The sequence below is a fragment of the Psychrobacter sp. ENNN9_III genome (genome assembly GCF_001462175.1).
Classification (GTDB): Bacteria; Pseudomonadota; Gammaproteobacteria; order Pseudomonadales; family Moraxellaceae; genus Psychrobacter.
The window spans coordinates 1-12,000 of the sequence record NZ_LNUO01000103.1; the positions used below are offsets into that span (position 1 = coordinate 1).

The window sequence follows — 12,000 nt, forward strand, 5'->3', positions numbered from 1 at the left end:
TTACTGTCCTTTTTTTTGCCAAAACTATATTCAAAACAACTGCTAACAAAATAACTAAACATTACCATGCACTTGCGATTAAAATAACCTGCATTAGCTTTCAACTTAACACCAATACTTGTATCTAGTGCTCAGTAAATACATCAATATAGACTCTTTATATAACCCCCAAGAGCAGTACCTTACAAGCATTGCCATACACATCAAAACAGTAAAACATCAACTAACAGAATAATAACGATAAAGAGTACGCTGTGTCAGAGATAAAACGCATTTTACAACAGATTACTGCCTTAAGTGATGTGCCAGAGCCATCTGTACTTCGACGTTTGATCGATGAGCTGCGGGTCACTGAAAAAGAACCTACACTCGCCAATCAAAACATCCAAATCCTTATCGATATTTTGCGCCAGCATCCAGAATATAGCGATGGTCTTGCAAGCTTTGTATTAAAACTCATCATCCAATATCGTCAAATCTCTCTATATACCGATACTGGTATTATGTCAGATGAAGGGTTTTTTAGTAGCTTGCGTCGCTTGCTTGGTCATCGGTTTTTACCGCTCCTGCCTCAAGATGACTCAGTCGTTGAGTTAGTCGGTTATCTGTTTCATAAGCGTCAAGATGAACGCTGGCTTGCTCACATCGAAAAAGACAAATGGGAAGCGCTGGTTGATCTGCTTAACGTTAAAGAAGAGCATTTATACTTAGTAGCGACAGCCAAAAACAGTATTTTAAATGCCATAGTTATTTTATCTTATCGTATTAGCGGTATTGGTCTGCACCCTGATCTAATGGAAGCTTATCCGCAAATCTTGAACTATTCCGCATCTTTTGTCGCTCAAAACCAAGAAGCCGTATTATTTGTCAATCAATATCGGCAGGCGCACGAGCTTGACACTTTAACGGACATTACGCCTGAACATGCGGTTGATCCTGCGCCCCTACTGGTCATGCTCGAGCAGTGTGAAGATATCGTTGCAACAGTACGTAAACGCATCTACAAAACTGGTATCTCTATTCGCTTGACCAATATGATGCTACGGCTTGATCAAAGCTTACAACGCATACGTATCTTGACTGAGCTGGTCGCTGATAGTGGTCAGAATCGCGACCAAGCCGTGATCAATCTGATCCAAACTCTCATTACTACTGCCAATCGTCGTTATAGCATCGGCTATCTAATCGACAACAATACTAAGCTGTTATCACGTAAAGTCACTGAAAATGCCAGCCGCGTCGGCGAGCACTATATCAGCACAGACAAAGCTGGCTATCAAAAAATGTTCAAAAAAGCGTCCATTGGGGGGTTTTTTATTGCTTTTATGGCTACTATTAAAATCTTGGCCTATCATTTGGCCCTTGCGCCAATGGGCCGAGCCTTTATAAACAGCATGATTTATGGCCTAGGTTTTGTCTTTATTCATATCGTTCATGGTACGGTTGCAACCAAGCAGCCAGCGATGACTGCTGCTGCTATTGCCTCAACCATATCAGAGGGCTCAGGCAAAAAGTCACACCAACTGACGAAGTTATCAGAGCTAGTAGTCGATATCTTGCGCACCCAGTTCATCGCTATCATGGGTAATATCATGCTGGCCATCCCTGTTGCATTAATCATCTCTTTTGCATGGTTGCAATATACAGGTACGCCGATGATTGATACCGAAAAAGCTGGTCACTTACTTCATGACCTAGATCCTTTTCGTTCATTAGCCCTACCTCACGCGGCCATCGCTGGAGTATATCTGTTTTTGTCTGGTCTCATTGCAGGCTACTACGACAATTTAGCTGTTTACAATAAAATTGGTGCTCGTATTAATAGACACTGGCTACTTCAGCGTTTATTACCCAAGAGATGGCTGCGACGCTTAAGCGGCTTTATAGAGGCCAATCTTGGCGCTATCATGGGCAATTTTTTATTTGGCGTATTTTTAGGTAGCACTGCAACCATTGGTTATTTATTTGGTTTACCGATTGATATTCGTCATATTGCATTTGCGTCTGCTAATTTGGCTCATGGACTGTTCAATATGTCAGCGGCTCAGATAAGTTGGGATGTGGTTTTGACCTCTATTCTTGGCGTCGCACTTATCGGTATCGTCAACTTAATGGTCAGTTTCTCTTTGGCACTTTTGGTCGCCTTACGATCAAAAGAGGTCCGCTTTTTTGAGTGGCGTAGACTATCTAAGCTTGTTTTTGGTCACATCGTCAGTCATCCATCTGACTTTTTTTGGCCACGTGACAAACCGATGAAATATGCACGCATTGATAGCCAAGGTCGTATGATATTCGATGATACTGCTGGACAAAAAGGTGGGAAACCATTGCCCAGCAATTACGTGGTAAGACGTCTATCTGACGTCAAGATCATCCCTAATTCTGTTCCTATTGATGCAAAAGGTGAACGGACGACCACGGATATACATTATGACAAACAGTCTCAAAATCATGGACAGGAAGATCTTGTAAATAAAGATGCTACTAAAAAAGTTATTGATCTTGATGATGGGTTAGTAGATGAAGAGCTAAATAGCGTGCCTTACTATAGTGATATCCAATATGATAAAGTCACTAAAACATTAGGGGATGTGAGTAATGAAAAAACCAGCAATCACGATAAAAGCTCTGATGGCAAGGCCTCTGGTGATGCAAAAACGCCCTTGCCGAAACCTAAAAAACCACCAAAGCTGCCAAGTTAATACGGCTGTTTTGGCGGTTTAGTCGTCAAAGACTTATTCAGGTTAATATTTGCTAGGGCGACAAGTCAGTTTTGGCAATGATTCAGATTTCTACAACCACTTTACCGATTGCTTGTCCGCTGGTTAGCCGGTCGTATGCTTTGCCAACTTCTTTGAGATCAAACTGCGTCTCATCAAGTAATGGTTTAAGTGCACCCGTATTCACAATTTTGGCTAATTTCGCTAAAGCAGCGCCATGATCTTCTCGCTTATAGTTTTGCAGCATTGGAATAAGCATAAAGACAACGTGCAACGATAAACCCTTAAAATGCACCGGCGTTAAATCCAGCTCTAGCATAGATACCGTCGTTACAACCTGTCCGTTCAGTACAGCTGCTTCAAAAGACTTGGTTAGATTTTCTCCGCCAACAGAGTCAAACACAATATCAAAACCCGCGCCGTCAGTATGTTTTTCGACATAATCTACCACGTCTTCGGTCTTATAATTAATGGCCGTGGCGCCATAACCTTCAATGACAGCCATCTGCTTTTCATTGGAGACAGTTGAATAGACGTCAGCACCGAAATGTTTGGCCAATTGCACGGCAACATGTCCTACGCCACCTGCGCCGCCGTGAACTAGTACCTTATGTCCTGTACCAGTACCCGCTCTCTGCAAGCCTTCAAAGGCAGTAATACCAACCAGTGGTAATGCCGCAGCCTCACGCATCGACAGGCTTTTTGGTTTGTGAGCAATCAATTTGGCATCAGCCAGCATGAATTCTGCCAGCGTACCTTGCAAGTCTGCGAGTCCTCCAGCGCAGCCATATACTTCGTCGCCTGGAGCAAAGTCGGTCACGTCCTCACCAACAGTTTCAATAGTGCCTGCAAAGTCCATACCGAGTACTGCCGGCAGATCGGGTGAAAACGGTAGATCATTACCCATGTGATGGATCATGGTATCAACTGTATTTACACTAGTCGCAGCCACTCGCACTACCACATGTCCAGCTTTTGCATCAGGTTGAGGTCGTTCATCTAATTGAAATTTAGCATTGTCACCATATTCATTAAGTATCATTGCTTTCATTGAGCTTCTCCTAAAGATTAATTGTTATAATCAGTATAATATTTCGTAAAAACAAAATAAACTGGCTATTATGAAATACAGAATTCGTAATTTGGATATAATCTAATGGATACAGAAAGCGTTCGTTTATTCGTTCTGGCAGCCGACAAACTCAATATCAGTGCCGCTGGTCGGGAACTGGGTATGGCGCCATCTATGGCCAGTGCCAAATTAGCAAAACTAGAAAGGTTGTTAGGGGCGGATCTTTTGCATCGTTCTACGCGCAAGGTGGCTTTGTCTTTGGAAGGGGCGGACTTTTTGCCTTATGCTAAGGAAATTTTAGCTCAAGAAGATGCTGCACGCGCAGCTTTAGGTCATGGCGATGCAACTGTGACAGGTACCCTAAGGTTCACGGCGCCAAGCACCTTTGCCCAGCTCTACATCGCGCCTATCCTGCCTGAGTTCCTACAGTTGCATCCAGGTATCACTCTTGACCTGCGGCTTACAGATATGGAGTTTGATCTTATCCAAGGCAGTTTTGATCTGGCACTGCGCAATTCAACACTATCAGATAGCAGCTTAAAAGGGCGAAAATTAGCTAACGATATGCGAATCCTTTGCGCTTCCCCCGAGTATTTGAATCAGCAGGGCACGCCCTCGCATCCAGATGACCTTGCGACGCATCAATTCATTGTATTCAAAGAGCCGGCACTGATTAAGTTTGTTGGGTATGATGGCAGTACTGAGGAGTTCGATCCACGACTGACCAAGAGCCGGCTTATCGTTGACGATGGCTTGAGTCAGAAAGTCGCAACCATTGCTGGAGCAGGCATTTCAATGAACTCACTATGGAGTGTTCACCGCGAACTGGCTGACGGCTCGCTGATCCATGTCCTACCCGACTACACGATCGATGACCAGACGGGCCTGTGGCTCATCTATCCAAAATCGAATGTTCTGACGGTAAAAGTTAGGGTTTTTATCGACTTCTTAATAGAGAGGATTGGTGACTCGCCAATCTGGCCTGACTATACCCTGGCAAAACCAGTTATTTAAACCTATTGATAGACCATCTAAAATAGACTACTTATTTAGCCTTATATATCAAGGTCAGCGGTTAGCTATAATCCTCGTTACGGGCTTGGACAGTGGGTGCTTGAGCTAATGATTTTACCATCACTAAGTCGGTAAGCCAGTAGAGAATTACCCCAAACACAGCCGCCATCGAGCGCGCGAGCATGCGGTAAGTCCACATCTCCTTTTAGCGCAGCCCAGTGACCAAATAATATCTTACGCGTCCGTGGCACTTGCCATTCAAACCAAGGCATAAAGTCATCGGGCATGTGCTGATCTAAGCTGGATGTAAAGCTAAACTCAAGTGTCCCATCTTGTTTGCACAGCCGCATCCGAGTAAAATAATTGGCTATCGCACGCATCTTAGTAAAGCCATTAATATTGTCATGCCACTCATCAGCGTTCTTACTATACAAATGCGGTAGCACTCGATCAAGTTGGTTCAAACTGCCCTTTAATTGTGCTTCTAGTTGCTGCGCATATTGTGCGGCAGACTCAATGCTCCAATGCGGTGGTATCCCAGCATGGACCAATACGGTATGCCTATCAGGGTATGCTAAAATCGGCTGACACCGTAACCACTGTAATAGGTCGTCTCTATCCTCAGCGGCAAAAATCGGCGCCGTTTTATCTTTTTTCTTAATCTTAGTTGCGCCCCGCCATACTGCAAGTAAATTTAAATCATGGTTACCAAGGACTGTCGCTGCCGCACCCTGCTCGCATAATGCTTTCACATGGCGCAAAGTATTTAACGAATCCTCTCCACGTGCGACTAAGTCACCTGCAAACCACAATTTATCTTGTGTAGGGTCAAAATTAAGTGTCTCAAGTAGTTTTTGATACGCAGCATAGCAACCTTGTAAGTCACCGATGACATATTGATGGCGAAAACTCATAATTCCTCGATGTTTGTATTATTCTTCTACGCTTTTTGCCTGATTACTCAAAGCTACAAAATCGCTAACGCTCAGTGTTTCTGGACGCGATTGTGGATCGATACCACAAGCAGCAAAGTCATCTTCACTCAATGTCGGCAGTAGCGTGGATTTTTTGAAAATAGCACGCAGCGTCTTACGGCGATGATTAAAGGTCTCACGTACTACAATAGCGAAGTATTGCTCATCTTCTGCAACAATTGGTTTTTCGATATGTGGTGTCAAACGAAACACAGCACTGGTTACCTTTGGCGGCGGATTAAACGCGCCTTTAGGGACGGTCAGCAAATAATCCGTTTCACAATAATACTGCATTATAACGGACAGACGGCCGTAAGTTTTGCTACCGACGTCCGCGGTGATACGTTCGACCACTTCTTTTTGTAGCATAAAATGCATGTCCTGAATGACATCAGAGTAACTTAGCAGATGAAAAAGTATCGGCGTTGAGATATTGTAAGGCAGATTCCCTACCACACGTAGCTTGCCACGATCGGTACTATAAAATTCACGATAGTCCACATTCATGGCATTTTCTTTGACAATCGTAAAATTAGGGTGACTGTTTGCGCCAATGCGTATACGTAAACTATCGGCCAAGTCACGGTCAAGCTCGACCACAGTCATCGCATCCACTTCTGCCAATAACGGCTCAGTTAACGCGCCCATACCCGGGCCAATCTCTATTAAGTTGTCATCGCGGTCTAGACGAATACTATCAACAATCTGGCGAATAATACTGCTGTCATGCAAAAAATTCTGACCAAAGCGTTTTCGCGGTTGGTGTTTCGCAGTTCGCAAGCTAGCTGCTAATGTCTTGGCATCAAACGAGTTTGTGGACATAAAAGATTCTTAATTAGTAAAATAAAAATGAGAATGTAGAGCAACACAATAGCTTGGTCTTGAACATCGACAATATAATACGATGAAAAAATGACTTTTATAGCTTTGTTATTGGTGCAAAATTATACCATAGCTTATAATCTGGCTGCATTTTAGCACTGAGCTAAATTACGCATTTATGATGTAGTCAATGATTTATTAGCCATTTCATTCGCCATGACCAATGCTTGATACAAGCTTGTAGCACTTGCCTCGCCGCGACCTGCCAAATCCAGCGCTGTACCATGATCGACTGAGGTACGAATATAAGGCAATCCTAGTGTTAAATTAACTGTATCGCCAAAACCATGCGACTTTAATACTGGCAATCCTTGATCATGATACATAGCAATCACGGCATCACAATTACTCAGATGTCTAGTGGTAAACAACGTGTCGGCGGGCATGGCCTGAGAGATGTCTACGCCAGCTGCGATAAACGCTTGTAGTACAGGATTAATAATTTCAATCTCTTCTGTGCCTAAATGCCCACCTTCACCTGCATGCGGATTGAGTCCGCAGACCAGTATACGCGGACTTGCTATGCCAAACTTTGACTGCATATCATCAAGTACAATTTGCACTGTTTTGCGGACATTGTCTGCCGTGATAGCAGCCGGCACATCTCTTAGCGCTAAGTGGGTGGTCACCAGCGCAACTTTCATTGCCTGATTGGCCAGCATCATGACTACTTTTTTGCAACCGCTTTGCTGCATAAAAAACTCAGTATGCCCACTAAACATCGTGCCGTCTAAAAGTTTGATGTCAGCATCAATTAACGCAGACTTTTGTAACGGTCCAGTGATGATAGCGGCTACCGTTTCACTTGTTGCAAGCTGATGTGCGATTTCTAATTGTTTGGCGACCATTGCTGCATTCTCAATGTCAATATGACCTGCCCGCACAGATGCAGCGCAAGGTACATCCAATAATAAAAATGCATTATTTATGGTATCAAAATCCATACCATTTACATCAGTGCCTAATGATGGAGTCACTGTGGCACTTTGCCAAGCTGGACAGTTTTTAAGTGCGCCAGTAGCTAGCAGTTGCTCTGCACGTCCCTGCATAGCATTGGCATCAGCTGTGACCCAAATTGGACGGTTGAAATCTTGTAGCTTACCTTCTTGCGCAAGTAACAAAACCACGTCCATCCCAATGCCAGCAGGCTCACCTGTGGTGATTAATAAGGGCTGTTTTTGTTTCATACATCCACCTTTTATTTTTACTTAACTGTTTAATTTTACTGTATTTTTATATATCGGTTAGTTTTTTAGTTAAGGGCAACACCTACTAAATATCTTTATTATGTGCCTTGCAGAGATAGAGAAAAGTATCTGCAAACAGCCTTATGGCAGCCATAATGTGCTAGAATTTCGCTTTTGATTGTAGCATTAATTAAAGCCTGTTTTATGGTACTTACTATTGGTACTAAACGCGCCCCTTTATAATATAACGTCTATTGTAAGCACAATACCTGTGTCTTTTTTAGCGGCATTCACTTATCAATACATCAACTCATACATACATTTAGGTACACATGGCAGACACCAGTAAAACCGACGACTTACTCAATCAGCAGCCTCCGCACAATATAGATATTGAAAAAGCGCTGCTGGCTTCTTTGATGAGTATTGAAGAGGCCTATGACAAGATTGCCGATATCGTCACCAAAGATGACTTCTATGCAGGGCGTCATCAGCACATATTTGATGCCATTGCTCACTTGGCAGCGGTAAATGAGCCTTATGATACGGTTATGGTACATGACTGGCTGGAGGCTCAAAAGCTGCTCAAGTCGGCTGGTGGTGACAGCTATTTGGCTGACATTTTAAGCCAAAGTCCAGCGACATTATTTAACCTTACAGCGTACGCTCAGCGTGTACGAGAGTTGTCGACCCTACGCCAACTTATTACCACGGGTAACGATATGCTAACCCTAGCGTATAACCCAAAAGATCAAAGCGTTAGTGATATTTTAGATAGTGTTGAAGGTAAAATATTTAGTATCAACGAGCAGCATAACAAACGTGCTGAGCAGCGCGGACCTGTCGGTATCACCTCAGTATTGACCAACGTGATTGATAAAATTCAAGAGCTCAAATCCAATCCCGACGGTATGATTGGACTGCAAACCCCATTCGCTGAGCTAAATAACAAAACTCAAGGCCTGCAAGCGGGCGATTTGGTCATTGTCGCTGCACGCCCTTCTATGGGTAAGACCACTTTTGCGATGAACTTGGCAGAAGGTGTATTGTTTAACGAAAACCTGCCTGTTGTGGTATTTTCTATGGAGATGCCCGCTGAATCTATCGTAATGCGTCTGTTGTCTTCGTGGGGCGCGATTAATCAAACCAATCTACGCTCAGGACAAATGAACGAAGATGAATGGGCAAAAATGATGAACGCAATTCAGCATCTGCAATCTAAGCATTTGTATATTGACGACAGTACTGCCCTGCCGCCATCAGAGCTACGCTCACGTTGCCGCCGTATTGCAAAAAACCATGATGGTAAGATTGGCGCTATCATTGTCGATTATCTACAATTGATGAAAGTCCCCAGTCTTGATGGTAACCGTGTTGGAGAAATATCGGAGATATCGCGCAGTTTAAAAGCCCTAGCGCGTGAGCTTGAATGCCCAGTCATTGCCCTATCACAGCTGAACCGAAGCCTGGAAAATCGGCCCAATAAGCGTCCAATCATGTCAGATCTACGCGAGTCTGGCGCGATCGAGCAGGATGCCGATTTGATTATGTTCATTTATCGCGATGAAGTTTACAATGAAAACTCAGACCATAAAGGTGTGGCTGAAGTCATCATCGGTAAACAGCGTAACGGCCCTATCGGTACCATACGTTTAGGTTTTGAAGGTCAGTTTACCCGCTTTATTAACCTTACGCCTGAGTATTATCAAGGGGCGACTTTTGACGATGAATAATACCCAATTAATAACTATCAATTTATTATAAAATCATTACGTTGTAACGTGATGCGCAACTGGTATAAATTTTTCTTGCTTGCTGTGTCTACGCTGACAGTGGCTGCGAAAAACTTATACCAGTCTTGTTGTATCGTTTTTATAGCGAATTGTCTACAACTGCTAATTACAACTACTATCTAACGTCCAAATACTAATAAAGAAGTGAACTATGCGCACCGCTAACATTACTATTGTCCCTGCCGCTCTTACCCATAACTTAACTCAAGTCAAAAAACGTGCGCCTAATGCTAAAGTACTGGCAATGGTAAAAGCCAACGCTTATGGTCATGGCGTGGCCGCTGTATTACCAGCTTTAAAGCAAGCAGATGGTATTGGTGTGGCAACCTTCACTGAAGCATTAGAGGCACGGCAATTGGGCTGGGATAAAGCAATTGGCCTAGTCGAAGGGGTGTTTAGCGCTTATGAATGGCAGCAGGCTATCGATAATGCTTGTAGCTGCGTGATTCACCACACACCGCAGTTAGACTGGGCGTTAGAGAACGTCCCAGCAGCCGATAGCCCAGCGCGGCAGGTCTGGCTAAAATACAATACTGGTATGAATCGCTTAGGTTTTGATGAAAAGACAGTTATAGAAGCTGCACAGCGTTTGCACGATGTAGGTTATCAACTTATTCTTACGACACATTTTGCCAATGCTGACGATCGTGACCATCCGCTAAACGCTACTCAAATACAGCGCTTTTCTGACATGTTGAAGTATTTGCAACAGCATATAACCCCAAGTGTCGAAGGCTCATTGTGTAACTCTGCAGGCGTAGTAAACTTTCCTGAACACCATCATGATTGGGTACGCCCAGGTATCATGCTCTATGGTAGCTCCCCTGTCATCGATCAGTCGGCTATCGACTTAAACCTAAAGCCTGCGATGGAGTTTAGCGCCCGTATTATGGCTATGCATGTAGTCAATGCTGGAGAGGCCATTGGTTATGGTAGCCGCTGGACTGCAGCGCAAGATGTCAGAACTGCTCTTGTTAGTGTCGGCTACGGTGATGGCTATCCACGTGTCGTTAGCGACGATGCTTATGTTTGTATTGTAGATGCTGATAGCGGTACAAGCTACCGCTGCCCTATTCGTGGTCGAGTTGCTATGGATATGATTGTGGTTGATTTGAGTGCAGCCCCAGTAGATATTAAGCTTGATAGTAAAGTTGTGCTATGGGGCGCTATGCCACACGTTGATGAAGTGGCCAGTCATGCAGGTACGATTGGCTATGAGCTACTGTGTAGGTTGAGCGCACGTCCTAAGCGTGCATAAAGTTACTTTTATGAGATTAGTTGCATTCTCGTTTAATCTACCTGTGTAGTCTTGCTAGCTGACTGCCATTGGTTATCAAAATTTGGCGTTTACATTGAAAGTAATTGCGCTATACTAAAAGTTTGTTGTCACCACGGCTTAGGTAGCTTCCTGTCGCCATTGACGGCTGATAACGTTTCATTGACTGTGATCGACTGCTAGGACTGCTATGAGTTTGCGCCATTTTTTGACCTTATCTGATTTAACCAAACAAGAACTAGAAAACCTAATCAAACGCGCAAGCGAGCTGCGTAAGATGCAACACGCAGGCGAGATATATCAGCCCTTTGTTGGACGTACGCTTGGCATGATATTTGAGAAGTCATCAACTCGCACACGTATCTCCTTTGAGACGGGTATGGGACAGTTTGGCGGTAGCGCCATCTTTTTGTCGCCAAACGATACACAGCTTGGTCGCGGTGAACCTTTAGAAGACTCTGCCCGCGTGATCTCAAGTATGGTCGATATTATAATGATTCGCACCTTTGGTCACGAAAAGGTTGAGACCTTTGCCAAGTACTCAGGTGTCCCCATTATCAACGCTCTAACCGATGAGTTTCATCCCTGCCAACTGCTCGCCGATATGCAGACCTATTATGAGCATCGCGGCAGTATTGAAAATAAAATCGTGACGTGGGTTGGTGACGGTAACAACATGTGCTCATCATTTATGCAAGCCGCTAATCAGTTTGGTTTTGAGCTACGCGTCGCAGCGCCGTACGGTTTTGAGCCAGATCCCAAGTTAATGGAGCGCTTTTCGCACTGTGTCAGCTTGGTTGAAAATGTTCAAGATGCCGCAAAAGATTCTAACCTAATCGTCACTGATGTTTGGGCCAGCATGGGGCAAGAGTCCGAGCAAAATACTCGCGCGCGTCGTTTTGCTCCTTATCAAGTCACACCGTCACTCTTAGATAAAGCAGATCCTGAAGTGGTGTTTATGCATTGCTTGCCTGCCCATCGCGGCGAAGAGATTTCTCATGATATGCTCGATGATCCACGCTCAGTAGTATGGGATGAAGCAGAAAATCGCCTACATGCACAAAAAAGCTTTAATGGAATTT

At 44.0% G+C, this 12,000-nt stretch carries 9 protein-coding genes; 5 read left to right on the forward strand and 4 right to left on the reverse strand.

Translation table 11 applies throughout. The features are described 5' to 3' along the window. Positions 1–254: 254 nt before the first annotated feature. Entirely contained in the window at positions 255–2,702 is a 2,448-nt protein-coding gene (locus PENNN9_RS06490; RefSeq protein WP_058368889.1) for a site-specific recombinase, read from the forward strand. Positions 2,703–2,784: 82 nt separating this feature from the next. On the opposite strand, the gene PENNN9_RS06495 is transcribed toward PENNN9_RS06490, so the two are convergent. Continuing rightward, positions 2,785–3,771 carry a zinc-dependent alcohol dehydrogenase family protein gene (locus PENNN9_RS06495; protein WP_058368890.1) on the reverse strand — a complete coding sequence of 329 codons (987 nt, stop codon included), beginning with the start codon at positions 3,769–3,771 and terminating at the stop codon, positions 2,785–2,787. A gap of 105 nt (positions 3,772–3,876) precedes the next feature. On the opposite strand from PENNN9_RS06495, the gene PENNN9_RS06500 reads away from it, so the two are divergent. After that, positions 3,877–4,806 (forward strand): LysR family transcriptional regulator, encoded by a 930-nt coding sequence (locus tag PENNN9_RS06500; RefSeq protein WP_058368891.1) that lies wholly within the window; start codon positions 3,877–3,879, stop codon positions 4,804–4,806. A gap of 77 nt (positions 4,807–4,883) precedes the next feature. On the opposite strand, the gene PENNN9_RS06505 is transcribed toward PENNN9_RS06500, so the two are convergent. From PENNN9_RS06505 to pdxA, 3 genes are all read right to left on the reverse strand, one after another. Further along, positions 4,884–5,720, reverse strand: a complete 837-nt coding sequence (locus PENNN9_RS06505) for a symmetrical bis(5'-nucleosyl)-tetraphosphatase (RefSeq protein ID WP_058368892.1) — start codon at positions 5,718–5,720, stop codon at positions 4,884–4,886. A gap of 18 nt (positions 5,721–5,738) precedes the next feature. Beyond that, positions 5,739–6,602, reverse strand: coding sequence for a 16S rRNA (adenine(1518)-N(6)/adenine(1519)-N(6))-dimethyltransferase RsmA (gene rsmA, locus PENNN9_RS06510; RefSeq protein ID WP_058368893.1), 864 nt, complete (start codon positions 6,600–6,602; stop codon positions 5,739–5,741). A 176-nt stretch (positions 6,603–6,778) separates the two neighbouring features. After that, a complete protein-coding gene (pdxA, locus tag PENNN9_RS06515) occupies positions 6,779–7,849 on the reverse strand; it encodes a 4-hydroxythreonine-4-phosphate dehydrogenase PdxA (RefSeq protein WP_058368894.1) in 1,071 nt (356 codons plus the stop codon). A gap of 332 nt (positions 7,850–8,181) precedes the next feature. Between pdxA and dnaB the strand changes: the two genes are divergently transcribed. From dnaB to argF, 3 genes are all read left to right on the forward strand, one after another. After that, on the forward strand, positions 8,182–9,582 hold the full coding sequence (dnaB, locus tag PENNN9_RS06520; protein WP_058368895.1) for a replicative DNA helicase: 1,401 nt from the start codon (positions 8,182–8,184) through the stop codon (positions 9,580–9,582). A 211-nt stretch (positions 9,583–9,793) separates the two neighbouring features. Beyond that, entirely contained in the window at positions 9,794–10,900 is a 1,107-nt protein-coding gene (gene alr, locus PENNN9_RS06525; protein ID WP_058368896.1) for an alanine racemase, read from the forward strand. A gap of 208 nt (positions 10,901–11,108) precedes the next feature. After that, a partial coding sequence (gene argF, locus PENNN9_RS06530; protein WP_058368897.1) for an ornithine carbamoyltransferase occupies positions 11,109–12,000 on the forward strand: 892 nt, incomplete at its 3' end.

Excerpts from the sequence above, each read along its gene's own strand:
- PENNN9_RS06495 (WP_058368890.1), bottom strand. The coding sequence starts at position 3,771 with ATGAAAGCAATGATACTTAATGAATATGGTGACAATGCTAAATTTCAA.
- PENNN9_RS06500 (WP_058368891.1), top strand. The coding sequence starts at position 3,877 with ATGGATACAGAAAGCGTTCGTTTATTCGTTCTGGCAGCCGACAAACTC.
- PENNN9_RS06505 (WP_058368892.1), bottom strand. The coding sequence starts at position 5,720 with ATGAGTTTTCGCCATCAATATGTCATCGGTGACTTACAAGGTTGCTAT.
- rsmA (WP_058368893.1), bottom strand. The coding sequence starts at position 6,602 with ATGTCCACAAACTCGTTTGATGCCAAGACATTAGCAGCTAGCTTGCGA.
- pdxA (WP_058368894.1), bottom strand. The coding sequence starts at position 7,849 with ATGAAACAAAAACAGCCCTTATTAATCACCACAGGTGAGCCTGCTGGC.
- dnaB (WP_058368895.1), top strand. The coding sequence starts at position 8,182 with ATGGCAGACACCAGTAAAACCGACGACTTACTCAATCAGCAGCCTCCG.
- alr (WP_058368896.1), top strand. The coding sequence starts at position 9,794 with ATGCGCACCGCTAACATTACTATTGTCCCTGCCGCTCTTACCCATAAC.